Here is a 21,696-nt window from a genome sequence, read left to right as displayed (position 1 = left end):
TTCCCATCGCGCATCTTCGGGGAATGTCCATGGCGTAACGAGTCCGTGACGCGTGTTTCGTACGTGTGACGAAAACTTCACGCACGAAGACGGTGGCGCTGCAGCACCTTTCGTCGTGTCACAGTGGAGGCGTGACCCATGCAGGACCAGGACGCCCCCGCCTCCACGCCCCGCGACGGCCCGGGCCGACCGCGCGTGCCGAGATCCTCGACGCCGCCGCGGAGCTGTTCACCACCCGCGGGTTCTCCCCCACATCGACACGCACGATCGCCGAGGCCGTGGGGATCCGGCAGGCATCGCTGTACAACCACTTCGCGACGAAGAACGACATCCTCGTCGCGTTGCTCGAGGACACCGTCGAACCGACCCTCGACTTCGACGACAATCTCGACCCTGCGCTGCCGCCCGAGGTGCGCCTGTGCACACTCGCCTGGTTCGACACGGCTCAGTTGTCCGCGGGCAGATGGAATCTCGGTGCGCTCTACCATCTTCCGGAGGTTCGCACCGAACCGTTCGATCGGTTCCGGGAGGAACGTCGGCACCTGATGGAGCGCTACCGGACCCTGGCGGCGCAGATCGTGGGCGACGGCGATCCTCGCACCCATCTGCCGTTCCGGGTCGTCGAATCGGTCATCGGCATGCGAGCCGACGACGGCGACGTCGACGCCGGGCTCCCCGAAGCGCTGGCGACGGCATCGCTGACGGTGCTCGGTGTCAGCGACCTTGCGGCAGTGACGAGCGCGGCCCGGGCACTCGTGGTGGGGGTTCCCGGCTACCTGCTGGGCTCGATGAACCCGCCGGCTCGGCCACCCGCGTGAAACGCAGGGCGGGATCGTCGACCGGTTCGCGGCGCAGCCGTCTGCGGTCGAGATAGTAGTTCTGCTCCATCGACCACGGGCCGCCTTCCCCGGATGTGGGGAACACGTCGGCCGAGCGCCGGAGATAGTTCGACGTGAGGTCCCAGAACGGCCCTCCGCCGACGGCCGGATCGTCGCAGATCGGGGTGACGACGTCGTAGCCCTGGTCGTCCATGTGGTCGAGCAACCGGCACAGATGATGGCCGGTGAGGTCGACCTTGAGGGTCCACGACGAGTTGGTGTAGCCGAACGCGAAGGCGAAGTTCGGCACGCCGGTGAGCATCGTCGCCTTGTAGGTGACGCATTCGTGCCAGTCGACCGGGACGCCGTCGACGTCGACTTCGATCCTCCCGAACGGCACCAGTTTCAGGCCGGTCGCGGTGACGATGACGTCGGCCTCGATCTCGCGCCCCGATTCGAGGGCGATCCCCGTGGGCATGAACCGGGCGATCCGATCGGTGACCACCGACGCCTCGCCGGTGGCGATGGCGTGGAAGAGGTCACCGTCGGTCGCGACGCACAGGCGCTGATCCCACGGGTCGTAGGACGGGTTGAAGTGCACGTCGACGGGATAGTCGTCGGGCAGCACGCTCGTCATCCGAAGGCGCAGGAGACGGCGGAAAAGGTTCGGCGCCCGGCGACTCGTCCGGTACATCTCGTGCAGCATCCGGATGCTCAGGGAACGGACGGCGCGGTCGGCCGCCGCTGTCGGGAGTGCACGTCGCAGCGCGTTGACGACCTTGTTCTCCTTCGGCCACCCCAAGACGTAGGACGGGGAGCGCTGCAGCATCGTCACGTGCTCGGCGACGCCGGCCAGGGCGGGAATGAGCGTCACCGCGGTGGCGCCACTGCCGATGACGACGACGCGTTTGCCCGCACAGTCGAGAGCCTCGGGCCAGTGCTGGGGATGGACGATCGTGCCGCGGAAGTCGTCGCTGCCCTCGAACTCCGGGCTGTACCCCTCGTCGTAGTCGTAGTAGCCGGTCGCGGAGAAGAAGAACGAGCAGGTCACCGTAAGCATGGTGTCGTCGCTCGTGCGCAGGAGCGTGACCGTCCACCTGCCGGTATCGGACGAGAAGGACGCGCCGACGACGCGGTGCCCGAGGTGCAGGTAGGGAGGGAGTCCGTGTTCGTCCACCGTCTCGTGGAGATAGCCGAGGATCTCGCCGCCTCCGGCGTACGCATGCTTCTTCCGCCACGGCTTGAACTCGTACCCGAGGGTGTGGAGGTCGGAGTCGGAGCGCACGCCGGGATATCGGAACAGGTCCCACGTGCCACCGAGCGCGTCACGCGCCTCGACGATCGCGAAGCTCGTCCCCGGTCTCTTCGTCTTCAGGTGGTAGGCCGTGCCGATGCCGGAGATACCGGCACCGACGATCAGGACATCCACCTCGGCGGGCACGCTCCCGCCGGGTTCGACTGCGGTCATGTTCGCTCGACTCCGTCCTTCGGCGGGGTTCGTTCGATGCGCGGAGCTATCGCGGTCGATCACTCCCGGGGGATGTCGCCCGGCGTGCGGTCGGCACCTTCGAGCACGTTCACCTCGTGCTTGTCGCTACCCGGACCCACGTGCGCCTCGGCACGCATCCGCTCGACCATGTCGGGATAGTGCAGCTCGAAGGCGGGACGCTCCGAGCGGATCCGCGGCAGCTCGTAGAAGTTGTGCCGCGGCGGCGGGCAGGTCGTCGCCCATTCGAGCGAGTTGCCGTAACCCCACGGGTCGTCGACGGTGACGACCTGGCCGTAGCGGTAGCTCTTGAAGACGTTCCACAGGAACGGCAGCGTCGACGCGCCCACGACGAAGGCCCCGATGGTGGAGATGGTGTTCAGGGTGGTGAACCCGTCGGAGGGCAGGTAGTCGGCGTAGCGACGCGGCATGCCCTCGTTACCGAGCCAGTGCTGCACCAGGAACGTGGTGTGGAAACCGATGAAGGTCAGCCAGAAGTGCCAGCGGCCGAGCTGCTCGTCCATCATCCTGCCGGTCATCTTCGGGAACCAGAAGTAGATGCCGGCGTAGGTCGCGAACACGATGGTGCCGAAGAGCACGTAGTGGAAGTGCGCGACCACGAAGTACGAGTCGTGCAGGTGGAAGTCCAGCGGCGGGCTCGCGAGGATGACACCGGTCAGGCCACCGAAGAGGAAGGTCACGATGAAGCCGACCGCGAACAGCATCGGCGTCTCGAAGGTGATCTGGCCCTTCCACATCGTGCCGATCCAGTTGAAGAACTTCACGCCCGTCGGGACGGCGATCAGGAAGGTCATGAACGAGAAGTACGGCAGCAGCACGGCGCCGGTGGCGTACATGTGGTGCGCCCACACCGCGATGGAGAGCGCGGCGATGGCAATGGTCGCGTACACGAGGCCGCTGTATCCGAAGATCGGCTTGCGGGAGAAGACCGGGAAGATCTCCGAGACGATGCCGAAGAACGGCAGCGCGATGACGTACACCTCGGGGTGACCGAAGAACCAGAACAGGTGCTGGAAGAGCAGCACACCGCCGGTCGCGGGGTCGTAGATGTTGCCGCCGATCACCCGATCGACGAAGGCACCCATGAAGGCCGCGGCGAGCAGCGGGAAGACGAGGAGCACGAGGATCATCGTGATGAAGATGTTCCAGGTGAAGATCGGCATTCGGAACATGGTCATGCCGGGCGCGCGCATGCACACCACGGTGGTGATCATGTTGACGCCGCCGAGGATGGTACCGAGACCCATGACGATCAGGCCGAGGAACCACAGATTGCCGCCGATCCCCGGCGAATGGATCTCGTCGGCGAGCGGCATGTAGGACGTCCAGCCGAAATCGGCAGCGCCGCCGGGCGTGATGAATCCGAAGGCGACCGTGAGTGCGCCGAAGAGGAAGAGCCAGTAGCTGAAGGCGTTCAGGCGCGGGAAGGCGACGTCGGGGGCACCGATCTGCAGCGGCAGGATGTAGTTCGCGAAACCGAAGACGACCGGCGTGGCGTACATCAGCAGCATGATGCCGCCGTGGTTGGTGAACAGCTGGTTGTACTGCTCGTTCGACAGGAACTGCAGCCCGGGCACCGCGAGCTCCGCGCGCATCAGCAGGGCGAGCAGACCACCGAACAGGAAGAACGCGAACGAGGTGAAGATGTACATCAGCCCGAGCGTCTTCGGGTCCGTGGTGGTGATCAGGTCATGGAGGACCGCCCCCTTGGACTTCGCTCGCGGTGGATAGGGCCGCGTGGGCTTGACGGGAGCGACAACCGCGTTCATCGGGCCTCCTCGAGCCGCCGTGAGGCGGCAACGGTGCGGCGCGGACGGGATCGACGGCGCACGGCGATCACCACCCGCGATGCTGCAGGTGAACTCAGAGTAGGCGTTCCACCTCACACGCGCACCGGGTTCGCGGACCGAATTGTGACGCGACGACGAGCGACCCGAACGACTCGTGTACGGCGAAGAGAACGTGTTCTCCATATATCCGAGGTAGCCATGGCAGAGACCGTCCAGCAGGCACTCCGTGACCTGTTCGAGAACAACACCGCGGCCGTCGTCCACGCGATCGCCGGGGCCGGGCTCGCGGGCTTCCCGCTCGTCGGCCTCAACAACACCCGACGCGGTGAGGGTCTGGCACGCGACATCCTGCGTGCGGACTGCCAGATCCTGCTGACCGATGCCGAGCACGCCCCTCTGCTGGACGGCCTGGATCTCGGCGACGTCGCCGTCTTCGACGTCGCGAGCCCCGAGTGGCGGGCGCTCGTCGACGGGGCCTGTCCGCTCGAGCCGTACCGGAAGGTCGGGCCCACCATCCGTTCATGTTGATCTTCACCTCGGGGACGAGCGACGATCCGAAGCCGGTGATGCTCGCCCACATGATGGTGTTGTTCTCGGGCAGCACGCTCGTCCCGCAGTTCTCGATCACGAGCGACGACGTAATCTACCTGTCGATGCCGTTGTTCCACTCCAACGCGATCCTCACCGGGTGGCCTACAAGGACGCGGACGGCTGGATCTACCTCGCCGGTCGCACGGCCGACTGGATGCGCGTGGACGGCGAGAACCTCGCCGCCGCCCCTATCATGACCGCGATCGTGCTGCGCGACGAGACGTCGCTCGTACCCGAGGAATTCGAGAAGGAAGGACCCACAGCGGGCGACGGCGTGCTGTGGGTCCGCGAGAACGAGAAGTACGTCGTGGCCTGACGTTGAGGAGCGCGAAACGGTCTTCGGCGCGGGATGTTTCGCGCTCCTATGACCGTTTCGCGCTCTGCTGTGTCAGTGCCCGTCGAAGCCGGGCAGTCGCGCCGGCTCCTCGACCACCGAGTACTCGCTCGCGTCGCCCTGCACGACCCTGCTGCGCGAGCCGTCGACGCCGACGGGGATGTCGCCGGCGAGGGTGATGCGATGCAGGCGGCGGGTGTGGTCGCCGAAGTCGGCGATGCCGTGGTGCTGCGTGGCGCGGTTGTCCCAGATCGCGACGTCGCCACTCTCCCACGACCAGCGGAACGTGTTCTCCAGCTTCGTGATCCGACTCTGCAGCAGCTGGAGCAGCGCGGCGGTCTCCGACGGCTCGAGACCGACGAACTCCTTGACGAAGTGACCGAGCAACAGGGTGCGCTCACCCGTCTCGGGATGGACCCGCACCACCGGGTGGATCGTTTCGTAGGTGTTGCGGCGGAACTCGTCCTGGTAGCGGCGTCGCTCCTCGGTCAGCGCCGGATCGGAGCTGCCCGCGTCGAGCTTCTCGGCGTAGTCGTAGAGATTGGTGTGCAGGGCCCACAGGTTGTCGACGAGCGCCTTCAGCGCATCCGGCAACTGCTCGTAGGCCGCGGTCGTGGAGGCCCACGTCGTCGCACCGCCGTACGGCGGCAGGGTCACCGCCCGCAGGATCGACGCCTTCGGAATGCGGTCGACGAAACTGACGTCGGTGTGCCAGCTGTTCGCAGCACCCTCGATGGGCAACAGCCGCTTACCCTTCGAGTGGACCGTGGGGTGCGACTGGGTCTGCGTGCCGAGCAGGCCGGCGAAGGCCCACTGCTCCTCGTCGTCGAGGTGATGCTGGTCGCGGAAGACGATCGCCTTGTGCACGGCGAGTGCGTAGCGGATGGCCTCGACGGTCTCGGACGCCAACGAGCCGGACAACCGCACCCCGTCGATCCGCGCACCGATATGCTCCCCCAGCTTGGTGACGACGATGCCCCCGGCGGTGTAGACGGATTCGGCGGTGGTCGTATCGCGATAGAGTTCGGTGATGGTCATGCGATCTCTCCTTCGATGATCTGAACCTGGCGTTGTCGCTTGCGCCGATTCAGTTCACCGCCATCCGTCGGCAGAGTCGACGGTTGTGGTCAGCGAGATCGAAACGAGCCGAGCTCGCTTACGGGAGATCGAAACGAGCCGAAGCCGCTATCGGGGTGCGTTCTCACTCGAAGATCTCGCTCCTCCAGAAGGTGTCGCCGTCGGGGACGGTCTCGTGGTCGTCGAAGAAGGTGACGAGCGCCTGTGCGGCTGCCGTGGCGTCGGGGAAGCGACGCCCGTCCATCGGTCCCCGGTTGATCTCGAGCGTCCCGGACACCGGATCGACGCGCCCCTGCACGCGGTATCCCCCGATGTCGGCGATCACCGCGAGCCGTCCGTCGTCGGTGTCGGGTTCGGCGACCACCGGTGTGGCCGGACGTGCTACGCGGACGGCCGCTGCCGGCACCGGCGCCGCGTCGTGGTCGGGATCCTTGACCGCGTCGAGACCGAGCAGATCCCAATGATCTTGACCGTGAACGACATTGCTGCGCTGAATCGGGTGGCTGCCGGTCGGTGTCCGGCCGGGGCGGTCGGCGAGCCAGAGCGCGACCTCCTCCTCGATTCCCCCTTCGATGTCGTCCGCGTCCACCACATAGAACTCCGGTAGCTCGGGTGCGAGATCGACGAACACCCAGTACGACACGCCCGCACCGTCGGCGGCGGGAACTCCGTCGCGGCGTCGCGCGAGCCACGGATCGCTCGCCGTCGAGCACACCCGCACCACACGTTCGGATCCGTCCGCGCCCTGTACGCGGACGTCCCGCTGTCCAGGGATCGGCTCGGCCCGGCCGCCTCGCGCCAGAACCTCGGCCACGAAGGCCGCGACTCCCTGTCGAACGATGTCCCCCATATCGACTCCTCTTCTCGGTGCGCACATCGAGCAGTGAATCGGGATCGACGCGCGATGTGCCCACGTCCTGCGCGGTCTCATCGAGACCGGAGGTCTGGTGCGACCATACGTGGCTACGAGCAGAAGAAGAACTGCATGTGACCGATCACCGGAAAGCATCACCCTTCGTGGTGAGCGCCTTGACCCGTTCGACGATGCGGTCCTGAAGTTTGGACGGGGTGCGCCAGCGCATCGCGAGTTTGTCGTAGTCCATGGCGTGCTCGGCGATGATGTCCTTGAGTTGTTCGACCCCGAGGGTCGACAGCCTCTCCCGCAGAGTCGCCTCGCCGCTCTCGCGGAACACCACGAACGGGTCGAAGGCCCCGGGTGCGCGACGACTGCGACGCGCAGACGTTCGGGCCGCGGCCGGGCGCGTAGCAGGAGCGGGAGCAGGGGTCGGGGCGCTTGCGTCCGCGGTAACCGAGAGCGCTCCCGCGAGTGCCCTCGCGAACCGCGGCGTGCGTGCCGCCTCATCGGCGATCACCTGGACGAGAGCGACGAGCGCACCGGCCGTGCCGGGTGCCGCCTCGTCGAGACGGAGCAACGCCGAACTCGCCTCGCCGATGCGCACCCGCAGACGCGCCTGTGCCATGTCGGTATCGGGGTCGGGATTCGTCACAGGTACACCTGCGCATTCATCATGATCGTCTCGGTGAGGATTCGCAGTGCGTCGTACTGGCCGGTGTTGCCGTACTTTCGCTTGAGCGTGCCGTAGGGCACGAACTCGGCGGACGCCGCGATCTGATTGGCCTCGGGCATCCAGGCGGGAACGACGCTCGCAATCCGGGGGTCGCGCTGGAGCTGTTCGATGATCGTGCGGTGCAGATTCGAGGCACTGCGGTACTTCGTGATGACGAGACCGATCTCCCGCACGGTGTGCCCGGTCCGTGTCGCGAATTCCTGGATCTTCGTCTGCAGCGGCGGAATTCCGTAGGTGGACAGGATGTCGGGAATCGTCGGGATGAGATAGCCGTCGGCGAGACGCAATCCGTTGAGGGTGAGGATCCCGAGATTCGGCGGGCAGTCGATCAGGATGTAGTCGTACCGGTCGGCGATGGGCCGGACAGCGGAGAGCAGCACCTCGACGGGACGGTGCGAGCCGGGATCGGCGTACTGCTGGTGGGTGAGCCCCTCCTGGATGTCCATGAGATCCAGCGACGACGCGAGCAGGTCGAGATCACGGACCGCTCGCACGGGCGAGACGTTCTTCTGGACGGCCTTCTCGATGTCGAACGCGTCGGCGTGGGGCGTGATCGCCTTACGGAAGAGCGTCGCGAGGGTCAGACCGAGTTCGTTCAGTTCCTGCCAGCGTTCCTCCCCCACCATCATCGTGGTGAGGTTGGTCTGCGGGTCGAGATCGATCATCAGCACCCGCTGCCCGAACTCCGCCGCCATGAACTCGCCCAGAGCGGCCGTCGTCGTGGTCTTGCCGACGCCACCTTTCAGGTTGATCGTCGCGATTACCCGTGCCACCCCACACCTCTTCGGGAAAGAAATTCATTACTCGATATCGCGAGCAAAACTACCCGAAGGCGGACATACGAGGCAGCCGGGTGACAGCTACCGGATCAGCGGCCCCTCGACTCGACCGCGAGACGGGGCATGCCGGCGAGTTCGTCGGGCGTGACGTACGAATCGGAGGTCGCGAAACCGCTCAGGTACAGCGGCGGCTCGCGGTCGGCGACCGCGCGCACGATCTGCCCCTCCGAGACGAACACGATGAGCCCTTCGGCATCGGATCCCGGCATGTTCCGCCAGGTGACTCCGGGGGTGTGCATCACGCGGTTGAGTTCGCTCATCAGCACCGGGACGCGGAAGTAGTACATCCGGTCCCACGACTCGACACCCGCTGCGGCCGCGACCTCCCCGAGCGTGCGGGACTGTCCGGAGACGAGCACCGATTCGAACTCGGCCTCGAGCTGCGGGTCGTCGACGACGGACACGCTCGTCGTCGCCCCCGAACAACCCGAGACCCCCAGCACCGCAGCGACAGCCAGCGCAAAACCCGTACGCACGAACCGCGACGCCACCGCACCCCCCTGTGTATCGACCCCCGATAGGACGCGAGGAAGCTACCACCGGTTCGGACGAATACACCAGCGAAGACGGTCACTTTCCACGAGTTCGGGGATACGACCCGAAACGCAGCCGAATCGATGTGACAAATGACAGTAACTCCGAGTTACTCCTTTGCGGTGAGCTCGGCGATGTCCGTCCACAGAGCACTGCGGAGCGCGACCATCGGTTCGGCTGCGGCGCCGAGCTGGTCGCCGACGAAATCGGTGTTCTCGGCGGACAACTCGCGCGCACCCGATCTGCCGATCAGGTCGTCGATCCGCTGGTCGAGACTCGCGGTCCGCTGCGCGATGTGTGTGAGATGCAGATGGCCCTCCGCGCGCGTGAGCAGGTCGCCGATGCGCGCGAGCGCGGTGACGCGCGCAAGGATCTGGTCCCATACCGGTTCGAGCGCTGCCACCCGGGATTCGAGACCGGACCGCGCCTCGGGCGCCGATCGGATCGCGGACTGCAACTCGTCGAGCAGGTCGCGCAGGGCGACGGTGTCCACCGCGATCTGGGTGAGCTCCTCGGCGAGATCGAGCTGGGCTCGTTGAACCTCGAAGTACTCCGAACGCCACGCCGCCGATGCCTCGACGCGGTCGTACAGGGAACCGGCGAGGAAGAGCAGGGTGTCGTAGCGGTCGACGAAGCGGTCGTCGCCGGAGGGCACCTCGCGTCCGAGCCGTTCGGCGACGCGACGCCCCGTCTCGGCCAGCGGGGTGCGTTCGGACCAGCGACCCACGCGGTCGACGGCGACACCGAGCACCACTCCCCGGGCCTGCTCGACGGGCGTGACGGGCAGGGGCGCCGGGGTGCGTCGCAGTGCAGCGAACAGCGCCTCGCGTTGTTCGATCTCGAGATGCAGCCCGTCGCGTCGGTCGCGGCGCACGGCGCGGACGCCCTGGGCGTAGTGCAGCGGCGAGTGCACGACGGTCTGTCGCGCCGCCCGGATGCGTTTGCCGAGCTCGTTGGCTCGGTATTCGAGTGCGAGTCGCGCAGCGCCGGGACGCAGGCCGTCGATCCGTGTGCGGAGGCGGGCGTGCTCGTCGGACAGGCGGCGCAGCTCACCGAATCCGTCGAGGGTGGGCAACCGGCGCCCGACGCGCCGGCGGTTCGCCAGCACAGCACGTGCCGATTCGTCGAGGTAGCCGGCGGCCAGTGCGACCGCCGCGGCGTCCGACAGAGGAGCGTGCCCGCCCTCGATACTGCCGGTCTCGCACCACCGGCGGACCTGCCCGGCGATACGTGTCCGCCGGTCCACCGACGGGATGTCCCGGCCGGGCGCGTCGTCGCGCCCCGGGAGGTGGGGTCGATCGGCTTCGGACACGGGGATCCTCCTCGCGGCTCGTCCGCAGGCATGCACCGTCCACTGTTCCAGATTCCGCGCGGGCTCGGAGAAATGCCCGGTAACAGCCCCGATCCCGGGCGCTCGACGGGCACGATCCCACACGTCCACGGCCGCGCTCCGGTTCGGTTGAGACCTTCACCTTTTCGCCCTTCGTGACGGATGTCACAGCATTATCGAGGTAGCTCCGAACGATTTGCCCGATCCCGGATCGCGCCCGAGACGGGGGCGCGCGAAAACCGTTGCATACCAGCAGAAGCGAGAGGACGCCGGCGACGGGTCCCTGACCCCTCAGGAAGTTACCGATCAGTGTTACTGCACAGTACCGGCAGCCTCCGGGACCGGAGACCCCCTCCCCGACACCCGTTCCCGAGCGAAATCCTCTGCGCGCGAATGCCTGTGAGAGAAGTCGGCCACGAGGGCGCCGCCGATCGCCCCGCATGGAAGCAAAACGTGACAAACCCTCATGTTTCCTCCATGCTGTAATCCGAACGGAGCCTTCGCCCAGGGGGACGTGACCGTCGCAACCGACGGCCGTAGCTGCGGAGACCTGTTCGAAACGGTCCTTCGGACACCGCGGATGTTGCCCGGTGGATCGACGACGAACACGCATGCCCATGCCAACCACGAGGAGCCGACCGCTACATGTTCCCGCTCGCGTCGCCAACACGAGACGTGGAAGGTAGGACCGGTTAGTTTGACTTCCTCATTGGGGTGGAGCTTCGAGACGCGCGCCCGATGCGTGCACAAACCATGGAGAACGGTGGCAACGAGTATGTTCAAGCGGATCGCGGTGGTCAATCGCGGTGAGGCGGCCGTACGCCTCATCCGGGCAGTCCGGGAGCTCAACTCCGAGCACGGCTACGACATCAAGACGATCGCTCTGCACACCGATGCCGAGCGACGGGCGATGTTCGTCCGTCAGGCCGACGAAGGAGTGACCCTCCGGCCGTCGACGACGGCGGCGACCCCCTACCTCGATCATGCAGAACTCGAGCGCGCGCTCCTCGAGGCGAAGGCCGACGCCGTCTGGGTCGGCTGGGGCTTCGTCGCCGAGGACCCCGCCTTCGCCGAGCTGTGCGCCCGCCTCGGGATCACCTTCATCGGTCCCTCCGCCGACGCCATGCGTCTGCTCGGCGACAAGGTCGAGGCGAAACTCCTCGCCGAGAAGGTCGGCGTTCCCGTCGCACCGTGGTCCGGTGGACCCGTCGATTCCCGCGCCGACGCGCGCCGCCACGCGCAGGCCATCGGCTACCCGCTGATCATCAAGGCCCGCTCCGGCGGCGGTGGCCGTGGCATCCGCAAGGTCTACGCCGAAGACGAGCTCGAGCTCGCCCTCGAGCGCACCCAGGGTGAGGCCGAGCGTTCCTTCGGCGACCCCGTCGTGTTCATCGAGCGTCTCGTCACCGACGCACGCCACGTCGAGGTCCAGGTCATCGCCGACAAGCACGGCAACGTCTGGGCCCCGGGCGTGCGCGACTGCTCGATCCAGCGCAAGAACCAGAAGGTCATCGAGGAGTCCGCCTCGCCGCTGCTCACCAAGGAGCAGTCCGACCACCTGCGCACGGTCTCGGCCGATCTCGTCCGCGCCGCCGGCTACGCCGGTGCCGGCACCGTCGAGTACCTCTACCAGCCCGACCTGAAGATCTTCACCTTCCTCGAGGTCAACACGCGTCTCCAGGTCGAGCACCCCATCACCGAGGCCACGACCGGCATCGACCTCGTCAAGCTGCAGATCCTCGTCGCCTCCGGCGAGAAGCTTCCCGGCGAGTGCCCCGGCGAGTTCGGGCACGCCGTCGAGGCCCGCCTGAACGCCGAGGACGCCGCCAACGGCTTCGCACCCGCCCCCGGCACCGTGCAGCTGCTCAAGTTCCCGCTCGGCTCCGGTCTGCGTGTCGACACCGGAATCGCCCAGGGCGACGTCATTCCGCCCGACTACGACTCCATGGTCGCCAAGATCATCGCGTGGGGCCGCGACCGCGACGAGGCACTCGCCCGCCTGCGCACCGCTCTGCGCGAGACCACCGTCGTCCTCGACGGCGGCACGACGACCAAGTCGTTCCTGCTCGACCTGCTCGACCGTCCCGAGGTCATCGACGCCTCCGCCGACACCGGCTGGCTCGACCGCACCGGCGCCGGCACCGAGACCGGTCCGTCCAAGGTCGCCGACGTCGCTCTGATCGCGACGGCCGTCGATGTCTACGACACCGACGAGGCCCACGAGCGCTCCGCCTTCCTCGCTTCGGCCCGCGGCGGTCGCCCGCGTGCCGGACACGCCGTCGGACGCAAGATCGAGCTGAGCTACCAGGGCCAGGCCTACGAGCTCGTCGTCGGCCAGGTCGGCCCGCACCGCTACCGGGTCGACACCGGTTCCGCCGAGTTCGACGTCGACGTCGAGCGGCTGGGCGACTACGAGTCGCGCCTGACCCTCGGCGGACGCCGCCACAACGTGGTGTCGATCGCCGGTCCGGCCCACTTCCTCGTCGAGGTCGACGGCATCAGCCACCAGATCAGCCAGGACGAGGCCGGCGTGGTGCGCACCCCTGCCCCGGCCGTGGTCGTCGCGGTTCCCGTCGCCGTCGGTGACGAGGTCGAGGCCGGTCAGACCCTCGTCGTGCTCGAGTCGATGAAGATGGAGACCGCGGTCCGCGCTCCCTTCGCCGGCAAGGTCCGCGAGATCCTCGCCGTCGTCAACGCGCAGGTCGACGCGGGCGCCCCGCTTCTGCGGGTCGACCAGATCGTCGAGGAGGTCGTCACCGAGACCGTCGAGCGCGTGGAGTTCGCTGCACCGGCGCCCTCGCTCAGCGACGATGTCGCCGCCGACGCACTCGCTCGCCTCGACTCGCTCGCCGCTCTGGTCACCGGATACGACGTGTCCGCCGAGCGCACCGCGGCACTGCTCGCCGAGTACGAGCGTCTCTCCGGCTCGGTCGACTCGTGCGCGCTCGTCCGCGCCGAGCTCTCGCTGCTGACGACCTTCGCGGACGTGTGCGAACTGTCGCGCAACCGTCCGACCGAGGAGGAGAAGAACAGCGACGACCGGGTCCACAGCCCCCGCGAGTTCTTCCACGGCTACCTGCAGTCGCTCGACGTGGAGGTCGGGGGTCTGCCCGACAGCTTCCGCGCGCGTCTCGCCCGTGCCCTGCGGCACTACGACGTCCTGGAACTCGATCGCACCCCGGAGCTCGAGGAGGCCGTCTACCGGTTGTTCCTCGCGCTCGAGCGCATCGAGGCCCACGTCCCCGTGGTCACCTCGCTACTCGACCGCTGGGTCGAGCGCGACGACACCGAGGTGGGGATCTCCCACGAGCTCAACGAAGTCCTCGACCGGCTGATCGTCGCGACCCAGGTCCGCTTCCCGGTCATCGGCGACACCGCCCGCAACCTGCGGTACCGCTACTTCGAGGAGCCGGTGATCCGCAAGGCCCGCGAGCAGGTCTACGACGGGGTCCGCGGTTCGCTCGCGTACCTCGCCGAGCATCCGCAGGCGACGGACTACGCGCAGCGCATCGATTCGCTGGTCGCCACACCCGAGCCGCTGATCGACCTTCTCGCACAGCAGATCACGCGTCCGGAGACCGTTCCGGGCCCGCTGCTCGAGGTCATCGCTCGCCGGGCGTACAAGATCCGCACCCTCGAGGACGTGCGTTCGTGCACCGTCGGCGGACACCAGTTCGTCACCGGCAACTTCGATCTGCGCGGCACGCGCCTGTACCTGATCTCCGCCGAGGCCCCGCAGGCCGAGTTCGCGTCGCTGCTCGACGCCGTCGAGGAGTCGGCGGCCTCGGTTCCCGACACGAAGAACCTCGTGATCGACCTGTACCTCGCGTGGGACGACGCTCCGGCCGATGCCGACGCCCAGGCCGACGCGCTGCGCGCCGAACTCGCCGCACGCCCGGTGACCGGCGTGGCCCGTCGCGTGACCGTGACGGTCTGCCACACCGACACGGCCGAAGAGCACGTGTTCACCTTCCGCCCCTACGAGACCGGATACGCGGAGGAGACCAACATCCGCGACATCCACCCGCTCACGGGTCAGCGTCTGGATCTGTGGCGCCTGAAGAACTTCGACGGCACGCGCCTGCCCGCCAACCCGGACACCTACCTGTATCACCTGGTGTCGCAGGACAATCCGTCCGATGAGCGGTTCATCGCCCTCGCCGAGGTGCGCGACCTGACGCCGCAGCGCGACGAGTCCGGTCGCATCGTCGGACTGCCGGCCTTCGAACGCGCTCTCGCGAGCTCGCTCGACGGCATGCGACGCGCCCAGGCCAACCGCGGCGGGCGACGTCTCGACGCGAACCGCGTGGTGCTCTACGTGTGGCCCGCCGTCGATCTCGACATGGAGGACCTACGCCGCATCGGCCGCAACGCCGCGCCGCTGACCGTGGGTGCCGGACTCGAGGAGATCACCGTCATCGGGTCGTGGCGTGATCGCCAGGACGAGCCGGCACGCGAGGTCGCCCTGCGCTTCTCGTACCGCTCCGGTGCGGGCGTCATCGTGCGGGTCACCGAGCCGCCGAAGGAGCCGCTGAAGCCGCTCGACGAGTACACCCAGAAGGTCCAGCGGTCCCGTGCCCGCGGCACCGTCTACCCGTACGAGCTGATCCCGCTGCTCACCGGCGGCGAGGGCACCTTCGTCGAGTACGACTTCGACGAGCAGGGCACCCTCGTGCCCGTCGACCGCCCCTACGGCCGCAACACCGCGGGTCTGATCGTCGGCGTCGTCGACACCCCGACCCCGCGGTACCCCGAGGGCATGAAGCGCGTCACGCTGTTCGGTGATCCCACCAAGGCGCTGGGCACCGTCGCGGAGGCCGAGTGCTCCCGTGTGGTCGCCGCGATCGACCTGGCGGAGAGCCTGAACGCTCCCGTCGAGTGGTTCGCGCTGTCGTCCGGCGCGACGATCTCCATGGACTCGGGCACCGAGAACATGGACTGGGTGTCGCGCGGTCTGCGTCGCATCATCACATTCACGCAGAACGGCGGCGAGATCAACGTCGTGGTCACCGGCATCAATGTCGGCGCGCAGCCGTACTGGAACGCCGAGGCGACGATGCTCATGCACACCAAGGGCATCCTCGTGATGACCCCGGACAGCGCCATGGTGCTCACCGGCAAGCAGTCGCTCGATTACTCGGGTGGCGTCTCCGCCGAGGACAACTTCGGTATCGGTGGCTACGACCGCGTCATGGGCCCCAACGGTCAGGCGCAGTACTGGGCCCCCAACCTCAGGGCCGCCATCGAGACGCTGTTCGCGCACTACGCCCACGCCTACGTCGCGCCGGGCGAGCGCTTCCCGCGCAAGGCCGCGTCCACCGACCCGGTCGACCGCAACGTGTGCGTGTACCCGCACGTGCATCCGTCCAGCGACTTCACCACCGTGGGCGACATCTTCTCGTCCGAGACCAACCCGGATCGCAAGAAGCCGTTCGACATCCGTACGGTGATGCGCTCGGTGGTCGACCAGGACCACGCTGTGCTCGAACGGTGGGCCGACATGGCCGACGCCGACACCTCGGTCGTGTTCGACGCGCACCTGGGCGGAAACCCGGTGACGGTCATCGGCATCGAGTCCCGCGCGATCCCGCGCAAGGGCTGGTTCCCCGCCGACGGACCGGACCAGTGGACCTCGGGCACGCTGTTCCCCAAGTCGTCGAAGAAGACGGCACGGGCGATCAACGCGGCGAGCGGCAACCGTCCGCTCGTGGTGCTCGCCAACCTGTCGGGCTTCGACGGCTCCCCCGAGTCGCTGCGCAACCTGCAGCTCGAGTACGGCGCCGAGATCGGCCGGGCCATCGTCAACTTCGACGGTCCGATCGTGTTCGTCGTGGTCTCCCGCTACCACGGTGGTGCCTTCGTGGTGTTCTCGGGCGCACTGAACGAGAACATGGAAGTCCTTGCCGTGGAGGGTTCGTTCGCCTCGGTGCTCGGTGGCGCTCCGGCGGCTGCGGTGGTCTTCACCCGCGACGTCAACAAGCGCACCGCGAGCGATCCGCGGGTCGTGGAACTCGAGGCGCAGCTGCGGGCCGCCGAGGACGGCGACAAGGCACGACTGGGCGTCGAGCTCACCGCTCTGCGCACCGCGGTGCGGTCGGAGAAGCTCGGTGAGGTGGCAGCCGAGTTCGAGGCGATCCACAACATCCAGCGCGCACAGCAGGTCGGCTCGGTCGACGCGATCGTGCCGGCGGTCGAGCTGCGGCCGCAGATCATCGCGGCCGTCGAGCGCGGCATGGCACGCACGCTCGCGTAACCCACGCAACTAGAGCGAGACCCCACCGGAACACTTCCGGTGGGGTCTCGTCGTCGTGGGGCCGTCGTGCGGGTCAGTCGTCGTGATCGTCGTCCCGGTCGTCGTCCCGGTCGTCGTCGTGCACATCGTCACAGCGGTCGTCCCACGCGTCGTAGAAGTCCTCGACGTGGTCCGGCACCGTGTCGTCCCAGTCCTCGAACCACGCGTCGCAGCTCGTGACGTCGATGTAGGGGATGTCGGTGGGCAGGTCACCCGGCCCCGCATCCCGGGCCGGGTCGACGCCCGCCCGAACAGTTCCATCCGGGCCGCCGGTCGTCGTCTCGTCCACCACGCGGGCGACGGTGAACGACGACGGTTCGGAGGGAGCGGACTCACCTCGGTTCGCCGACACGAAACCGACGGTGCCGGCCGTCATCGCGACCGCTACAGCGGTCACGGCCCATGCGGTGCGGCTCATCGCCATGATCGTTCTCCTCGACTCGGTGTTCGTCCTGGTCACCGGTAACTTTGGCGCACGACGATGAGGGGTCGATGAGCCGAAGATGACGAAACCTTCATCCGAGACGCGTACGGATCCACTCGACCAGGATCCTGGCTACCTCGTGAGGAGCCTCCGGGACGAGGGCGTGCCCGCAAGCCGGCACGACGGCCGTGGAGACGAGTTCGCTCCCGAACTCGTCGACGAGCTCACCTCGGGTCTCCGCGGGCCGGAAAACGTCCTCTCCTGCTTGTACGTCGAGCAGAGGTGACGGCGCCACCGTCCACCACGATTCCTTGTCGGTCGCGGCCATCGCTGCCCGCTGCGACACGATCGCGTCGGGCCACCACCCGTCGAGCCACACCGCCGGATCGTGTCCTGCGGCGAAGAAGACGTCGCGCAGGTGCACGAGTCGTTCGTGGTCGGGAAGCGAGAGGTCGGAGCACTTGGCGACACGCTCGGTCAGCGAAGCCGGAAACCGGCGCGCCCCGGCGGCGAGCACGGCGACCCCCCGGACGAGTTCGGGCCGGTCGGCGGCGAGTACCCGGGCCACGTAGTGCCCGAACGCATGACCGGCCACAACAGCGGGTGCGGCGTCGAAATGCTCGATGACGGCGGCGACGTCGCCCGCGAGATCGTGCAGGTCGAGACCGGTCATGGGTCCGCGGCTGCTGCCGATACCCCGGGGTTGCGGTCGCAGAGCGGTGAATCCCGCTGCGGCGAGGTCGCTCGCGATCGGATCGAATTCGTAGGAGTCGCGCCCGAGGGAGGGCAGCAGGACGACTGCCGGCCCTTCCCCGTCGAGACGTACCTCGAGTTCGGCCACCGGTGTTTCGACAAGACGAGTGTTGCTCACGGGGCCATCCTCTCATCGCCGGAAAGACCTGTGTTTCGCCACAACGACCCTCTGTAGTGTCGAGAATCACACCGACGCCAGGTGTGGCGCGTTTTCGAACGGGGAATACCAACGAGCTCGTCTTGGTCGAGCTTCGGCGGCACGGAGTGCGCCTCTCCCCGACAGGCGTCAAGCGACCGCCCACGGTAGGAGATCGACCCCGAATCCCTTCATATGCAATTACTTTCGGGGCCATGCGCGAAACACGTTCGCGTCCACGCCATGTGCACACGGTTGTACCTGACTCCCCGGTAGCACGTTGTGCCATTCTGGAGCAGTCCGATTCGTGCAGGCTGTACGTCCGGATGGATACGAACATTCAGCATGTTCGTACCGTGGGGTAACCCCGAATCTTCGTCGAATATGATTGTGCTCCAATACTTCTCGAACTATTCGGACAAATTGACGAAATTCGAGACTCGAATTGTTTCTGGTGACAACATCATCGAGGTGGTGCATGATTGGTGCCGCAGGGAGTTATGAGCCGATGAAGGCTCGTTTCAGGGGACACGCGTTCGAGTCAGGGGGATTCGAAACGTGCTCCTCCACAGAGAAATCAACGCGCAGGGGGCGTTTGTGCGACGTCGGCGAACAGCCGCGCCCGTCGCCCCCTCGCACAGCGAGGAGATCAGCATGACCAGCACCATCGAACCCAGCTCGCAGATCGCTGCCGGCGGAAACAAGCTCCGCGGACGCGTCGCCTTCGTCACCGGCGGCACACGCGGCATCGGTGCGGCGATCAGCCGCAGCCTGGCGAGCCAGGGCGCCACCGTCGCCGCAGGCTACGGACGCAACACCGCCCAGGCGGATCAGTTCCTCGCAGACCTGAACGAGACGGGCCGCAAGGACGTCCGTTACTCCGTGCACCGCGGTGACGTCGCGAACGCCGACGACTGCCGACGCACCATCGACGAGGTCATCGAAACGCACGGCCGTCTCGACATCCTGATCAACAACGCCGGCATCACCATCGACCGCACGGTGCTGAAGATGCAGGACGAGGACTGGGACACCGTCATCGGCGTGAACCTCTCGGGTGCGTTCTACCTGGCGCAGGCCGCACTGCGCCACATGCTCGAGCGTGGCACCGGACGCATCGTCAACGTCTCCTCCGTCATCGGCGAGACCGGCAACATCGGCCAGGCCAACTACGCAGCATCGAAGGCCGGCCTGTTCGGTCTCACCAAGACCCTCGCCAAGGAAGCGGCCTTCTACCTGGCCAAGAACGACAAGCTGGACCCGAACGGCATCGGCGTCACCGTCAACACCGTCACCCCGGGCTTCGTCGCCACCGAGATGGTCGAGGCCATCCCCGAGAAGGTTCTCGCACGCATCACCGACACCATCCCCGTGAAACGACTGGCCGACCCGCAGGAGATCGCCCGGGTCGTGCACTTCCTCGCCGCGGACGCCTCCTCGTACATCACCGGTCAGGTATGGGGCGTCAACGGCGGCCTGGACATGTGATCCGGTCTCCCCGCCCACTACTTCGAATCGAACGGTCCCCTCGCACATGCAGCCATTCGAGCTCAATCGGCACGGCCGAATTGTCTTCCCCTCCAATTTCGTTCCCGAACTCGACTTCTCCACGCTGAGCAGCGTCGACCACCTCGACGCCGTCATCCGACGCGACTTCGACACCAAGGCACCCACGGTCTCGGAGATCCTCTCCCGGCACGAACTGGGCAAGTACGCCTCGAAGTTCGAGATCATGCGGGACATGGCCCTGAACGTCTTCTGGGCCGACCGATTCCCGCTGATGATGTTCGAGCGGCGCGTCATTCGCTGGGGCGACGTTCCCCGCAACCGCGACGACGTCTACATGCCTCGTCTGACTCCCTGGCCCGAGGCCGAAGAGCGGCTGGGGGCGGTCGAGGAGGCCTACCGCGCTCTCCCCCGCGCATGGGACAGTGCCGCCGAGGACCGCATCTTCGATCGACTCTTCGCGGTCTTCGGTTCGCGTCGTCACTTCGCCGGCGACCTGCCCACGGTCAAACCGACCGTGCCACAGCTTATCTCCGATCCGGAGAACATCACCCTGCGTGTTCGCCACTACGATCCGAACCACCCCGTCTTCGGATACGACGAGATCCTCGACTGTCACGAGGACGTCGCCGAACTCGAGGCACTGAGCCGCTGGTCGATGGTTCTGCACAACCAGCAGCCCTGGGACGGAAGCGAAACCGAACTCGTCCGGGTCGCGGACCTCAAGGACGACGACTACGTCGTGGCCTCCCATCCGCGCAATCGCGAGGTCCAGCGGTTCATCAACCGGGTCATGTCGGGCAGGACCCGTAAGGCCACCTCGTACACGCGGCACGAACCGGTGGCACCGTCTGCGCCCTACCCGGCCGTCGACGTGCGCTCGGAGTTCGCGATCGCACCCCGCATCGATGCGATCGCGGTCGCGCACGGCGACCAGGTGTGCACCAACGAGGACCTGATCCGTAACACCGCCTACAACTGGTCGCCCATGTCGGCCGACGAGATCACGGCCAAGACCGGGATCGAGCAGCGCCGGTACACCTCGGGAACCTTCGAGGACCTGGCCCTGACGGCGGCGAAGCAGGCGATCACCCACGCCGGAGTGGGCCCGCAGGACATCGGCGCGGTCATCACCTGCACGTGCACGAGCGGTCGGCTGATCCCGTCGCTGGCCACGTGGATCTCGGGCGAACTGGGCATCGGGCAGACCCATGCCTCGTTCGACCTGATCGCGGCGTGCGCGGGAATGCCCTACGGCCTGGCCGAGGCGACCCGCATCCTGCAGCAGGTCAAGCGCCCCGTCCTCGTGGTGTGCGTCGAGAAGTTCTCGGACAAGATCGGCACCGTCCGGCCGTCCCGGATGATCTTCGGTGACGGCGCCGCGGCGATGGTCATCTCTCCGGCCGCCGAGGGCGAGGCACCCGATCTCGAGTTCTTCAACAGCTACGCGAGCGGCCCGACGAGCGAGGTCAACTCGATCATCTGGCCGAACCCGGACTTCGACAACTTCATCACGGTCTACGGACCCGAGGTGAAGACGCTCGCCGGTCGTTATCTGGCGCAGATGCTCGACGAGATCAAGGCCCTCCCGTCTCCCGACGATGCCGAGCGTTCACTGCTCGACGACATCGATCTCATCGTTCCCCATCAGGCGAACAAGACGATGGTCATCGAGCTCGCCGCGAACGCCGGACTCTCGGCCGACCGGTTGTACTTCAACATCGAGAAGGTCGGCAACACGTCGTCGGCGAGCATCCCACTCGCGATCCACGACGCCGTCCGCGAGGGGGTCATCACCGAACCGGTGCGCATCTTCGCTCCCGGCTTCGGCGCCGGAGCGGTGGCGGGGTACACCGTCATGCGGATCGACCCGAAGGTGGTCGTGGCGTTCGAGGAGGCCGACGCCGGCTGAGCCGGCAGATGGACCGACGCCGGCTGAGCCGGCAGATGGACCGACGCCGGCTGAGCCGGCAGATGGACCGACGCCGGCTGAGCCCGGCGTACGACGGACTTCCGGGCCGTCCCCCGGCAGGCCCGGAGTACATCGGCCCGTTCGCGACATCCGGTCGCGAGCGGGCCGATCGTCGTCTGCGACCGGCCGACGTAACACCCGCGCCGTCCAGGCCGACATTTCGATCGGATCCGGCAGATCGGATCCGGACGAAGTACAGAAAGG

The 21,696-nt window shown here is 67.1% G+C and carries 17 protein-coding genes; 7 read left to right on the top strand and 10 right to left on the bottom strand.

All coding sequences use genetic code 11. The annotated features are described in order from the left end of the window. The first annotated feature begins 131 nt into the window (after nt 1-131). Nucleotides 132-818 carry a TetR/AcrR family transcriptional regulator gene (locus KXC42_RS06935; RefSeq protein ID WP_071934601.1) on the top strand — a complete coding sequence of 229 codons (687 nt, stop codon included), beginning with the start codon at nt 132-134 and terminating at the stop codon, nt 816-818. Here KXC42_RS06935 and KXC42_RS06930 read toward each other — a convergent pair. After that, on the bottom strand, nt 715-2,286 hold the full coding sequence (locus KXC42_RS06930) for an NAD(P)/FAD-dependent oxidoreductase (RefSeq protein WP_219130071.1): 1,572 nt from the start codon (nt 2,284-2,286) through the stop codon (nt 715-717). The genes KXC42_RS06935 and KXC42_RS06930 overlap by 104 nt on opposite strands. 59 nt (nt 2,287-2,345) lie before the next feature. Beyond that, nucleotides 2,346-4,094 (bottom strand): cytochrome c oxidase subunit I, encoded by a 1,749-nt coding sequence (gene ctaD, locus KXC42_RS06925; protein ID WP_065996090.1) that lies wholly within the window; start codon nt 4,092-4,094, stop codon nt 2,346-2,348. A 219-nt stretch (nt 4,095-4,313) separates the two neighbouring features. On the opposite strand from ctaD, the gene KXC42_RS27105 reads away from it, so the two are divergent. Genes KXC42_RS27105 through KXC42_RS27095 form a run of 3 tightly spaced genes read left to right on the top strand, consistent with a single transcriptional unit; the run spans nt 4,314 to nt 5,022 of the window. Continuing rightward, on the top strand, nt 4,314-4,643 hold the full coding sequence (locus KXC42_RS27105; protein ID WP_064060106.1) for a hypothetical protein: 330 nt from the start codon (nt 4,314-4,316) through the stop codon (nt 4,641-4,643). Continuing rightward, nucleotides 4,637-4,903: an AMP-binding protein gene (locus tag KXC42_RS27100; protein ID WP_230810126.1), complete on the top strand. Its 267-nt coding sequence runs from the start codon at nt 4,637-4,639 to the stop codon at nt 4,901-4,903. The genes KXC42_RS27105 and KXC42_RS27100 overlap by 7 nt, the downstream gene beginning before the upstream one ends. Beyond that, nucleotides 4,804-5,022, top strand: coding sequence for a hypothetical protein (locus KXC42_RS27095; protein WP_006553967.1), 219 nt, complete (start codon nt 4,804-4,806; stop codon nt 5,020-5,022). Before KXC42_RS27100 ends, KXC42_RS27095 begins: the two co-directional genes overlap by 100 nt. A 72-nt stretch (nt 5,023-5,094) precedes the next feature. Here the strand turns inward: KXC42_RS27095 and KXC42_RS06915 are convergent, their stop codons facing one another. The 6 genes from KXC42_RS06915 to KXC42_RS06890 all read right to left on the bottom strand — a co-directional run bounded on the left by KXC42_RS06915 (nt 5,095) and on the right by KXC42_RS06890 (nt 10,391). Then, on the bottom strand, nt 5,095-6,078 hold the full coding sequence (locus KXC42_RS06915; RefSeq protein WP_219130070.1) for a TauD/TfdA family dioxygenase: 984 nt from the start codon (nt 6,076-6,078) through the stop codon (nt 5,095-5,097). A 163-nt stretch (nt 6,079-6,241) separates the two neighbouring features. Further along, on the bottom strand, nt 6,242-6,967 hold the full coding sequence (locus tag KXC42_RS06910; RefSeq protein WP_219130069.1) for a hypothetical protein: 726 nt from the start codon (nt 6,965-6,967) through the stop codon (nt 6,242-6,244). Nucleotides 6,968-7,112: 145 nt separating this feature from the next. Continuing rightward, on the bottom strand, nt 7,113-7,625 hold the full coding sequence (locus KXC42_RS06905) for a hypothetical protein (protein WP_006553962.1): 513 nt from the start codon (nt 7,623-7,625) through the stop codon (nt 7,113-7,115). Further along, on the bottom strand, nt 7,622-8,479 hold the full coding sequence (locus KXC42_RS06900; protein WP_219130068.1) for a ParA family protein: 858 nt from the start codon (nt 8,477-8,479) through the stop codon (nt 7,622-7,624). The genes KXC42_RS06905 and KXC42_RS06900 overlap by 4 nt, the downstream gene beginning before the upstream one ends. A 95-nt stretch (nt 8,480-8,574) precedes the next feature. Beyond that, a complete protein-coding gene (locus KXC42_RS06895) occupies nt 8,575-9,021 on the bottom strand; it encodes a hypothetical protein (protein WP_230826357.1) in 447 nt (148 codons plus the stop codon). 167 nt (nt 9,022-9,188) lie between these two features. After that, nucleotides 9,189-10,391, bottom strand: coding sequence for a hypothetical protein (locus KXC42_RS06890; protein WP_006553959.1), 1,203 nt, complete (start codon nt 10,389-10,391; stop codon nt 9,189-9,191). Between the two features lie 793 nt (nt 10,392-11,184). Between KXC42_RS06890 and KXC42_RS06885 the strand changes: the two genes are divergently transcribed. Continuing rightward, on the top strand, nt 11,185-16,662 hold the full coding sequence (locus tag KXC42_RS06885; protein WP_094980760.1) for a carboxyl transferase domain-containing protein: 5,478 nt from the start codon (nt 11,185-11,187) through the stop codon (nt 16,660-16,662). Nucleotides 16,663-16,735: 73 nt separating this feature from the next. On the opposite strand, the gene KXC42_RS06880 is transcribed toward KXC42_RS06885, so the two are convergent. Both KXC42_RS06880 and KXC42_RS06875 read right to left on the bottom strand, forming a co-directional pair. Then, the gene (locus tag KXC42_RS06880) at nt 16,736-17,119 is read right to left on the bottom strand and encodes a hypothetical protein (RefSeq protein ID WP_006553957.1); all 384 of its coding nucleotides are present in this window, start codon (nt 17,117-17,119) and stop codon (nt 16,736-16,738) included. Nucleotides 17,120-17,216: 97 nt separating this feature from the next. Beyond that, on the bottom strand, nt 17,217-17,996 hold the full coding sequence (locus KXC42_RS06875; protein WP_033097343.1) for an alpha/beta fold hydrolase: 780 nt from the start codon (nt 17,994-17,996) through the stop codon (nt 17,217-17,219). A gap of 672 nt (nt 17,997-18,668) precedes the next feature. Between KXC42_RS06875 and KXC42_RS06870 the strand changes: the two genes are divergently transcribed. Next, nucleotides 18,669-19,502, top strand: coding sequence for a 3-oxoacyl-ACP reductase family protein (locus KXC42_RS06870; RefSeq protein ID WP_006553955.1), 834 nt, complete (start codon nt 18,669-18,671; stop codon nt 19,500-19,502). A gap of 46 nt (nt 19,503-19,548) precedes the next feature. Continuing rightward, nucleotides 19,549-21,432: a ketoacyl-ACP synthase III gene (locus tag KXC42_RS06865; RefSeq protein WP_200359741.1), complete on the top strand. Its 1,884-nt coding sequence runs from the start codon at nt 19,549-19,551 to the stop codon at nt 21,430-21,432. Nucleotides 21,433-21,696 lie beyond the last annotated feature (264 nt).

The sequence above is a fragment of the Rhodococcus sp. LW-XY12 genome, assembly GCF_019317345.1.
Taxonomy (GTDB): Bacteria; Actinomycetota; Actinomycetes; order Mycobacteriales; family Mycobacteriaceae; genus Rhodococcus; species Rhodococcus pyridinivorans.
This window is presented reverse-complemented; position numbering and strand designations above follow the sequence as displayed.